Annotated in this window: 1 protein-coding gene; it reads right to left on the bottom strand. The window is 48.8% G+C overall.

From position 1 onward, the window contains the following. Positions 1-284: 284 nt before the first annotated feature. Entirely contained in the window at positions 285-1,577 is a 1,293-nt protein-coding gene (locus G340_RS0116180) for an IS30 family transposase (RefSeq protein WP_027104050.1), read from the bottom strand. Positions 1,578-1,642 lie beyond the last annotated feature (65 nt).

The following is a 1,642-nucleotide window of genomic DNA, read 5'->3' as shown; positions in this document are numbered from 1 at the left end:
ATGACTTACTTCCAGTTCTCCAAAGTTCTTGCAAGACTAAATTCCGTAAAAACACGGTCCTCCCCGCAAGGCCGGAAGTAAGTTTTACAAACATTGGTCAAACCGGAAGTTACTCTTACAAAGGGAATTGAATATTTTTAACCGGCGTGTTAGCATATATACGAGCCGGACACCCATCATATAAATGGGCATGCCAAGCGGAGGTCGAAGCGTTTTTGCAAAATTTGCAAAGATAACTTCCACCCCTGGATGCGGATATATTCCGAATGGCGGCAGCCTGGTTTTTACTTCTTGAGTAGACGGGGTGTCAGGTTAATATCGTTTGCGGGGATCTCCTGAATGCCGAGGGACGGCAGAATGGTTTCACCGTACAAGAAGCTGAACAATCGGTGTGCGGACTGGTTGTTCAGCTTCTTTCTCGTATAGGAGTTAATGTGGCTCATCATACGCAGAATGTCGCTTTGCTGTAAGTGGTCAAAGGATGTACCCTTGGGAAGGACACGGCGAATGAACTCATGGGTTACTTCACAGCCGCCCTTCTGGTCAGAGCGCTGTGGATCGCAGTAGAAAACCCTGCTCCGTATTTCTCCGAATTTGGTACACTCAATGGATACGGGGTCAGTAAATTCACTGCCTCTGTCTGTCAGGATAATTGGGAACAAACGGCAATACTGTTCGTGTCCAAGAATGCTATACAGCCATTCAAAAACCTCCGTGACAGACCTTGCAGTGTTTCGGTCTCTCAAGAATGCCAACATGAGATTCGAGTTGCGGAAGAATACCGTCAGCAGCACCTTGCCGCCTTTGCGTCCCTCTACAGAGTCAATCTCCACAACAGGAGTATCTGGATTTGCTGCGGTGTATTCAAGGAAATCCTCGTAGGTTCTACCCAGATGACACTGCTTGTCTACCCGTACAGATGGTTTCTTCTTGCGCACTTTGTAGCGTACTTTCCTGGGCAAATCAATGTTTCCCACAGACAGAAGCCCGGCGTCCACATAGTTGTAGATGGTTCTTTCGTCCAGCATGATTTCATCTGCATTATTCACGCAGATTTGGTGAATGGATTGCCCTTGCTTAATAAGTGGGGAGATGATCCGGTCGATCCGATCCAGCTCTGCCGGTGTTACGGCAAAACCTTGTCGGGACTCGCTGCGGGTCACTTCATATTCTCTCTGAGCGGATTTTGCTTCGTATAGATGACGCTCCAATTTGCAGCTCTGGCGCTGTTGGCACCCGTTGCAAACATAAGGCGGTTTGCTTAGTTTGGAACATTGAGACTGCAGAAAGTCCGGGCATGTCTCAAAGCACTTGGCCCGATAGCAAGAATGACAAGGCTTTCCGTAGGTGAACTTGCAGGGGTGGCACAAATCGCCGTAGTGCCTGCAATCCTTGCGGATAACGCACGGATTGTATCCTCCGGCTTGTTTGAGCTTGATGTGGGTGCGGACTTCTTTGGAAATGGTTGTAGGGTCTTTCCCTAATTCTTCCGCAATGGCGGAAAAGCTTTTCCGCTCTCTGAGACCAATCTCAATGGCGATCCGGTCACTGAGGGTTAAATGTGAATTTTTAGCCATGGTTATCTCCGTTTCTGTGCTGCCGCCATCGGAGAAGACGAAGGGGCTCCGCCCCTTAAACCCCG

The organism is Faecalispora sporosphaeroides DSM 1294 (assembly GCA_000383295.1).
Classification (GTDB): Bacteria; Bacillota; Clostridia; order Oscillospirales; family Acutalibacteraceae; genus Faecalispora; species Faecalispora sporosphaeroides.
Note: the sequence above shows the minus strand (reverse complement) of the source record. Positions and strands in the feature narration are given on the sequence as shown.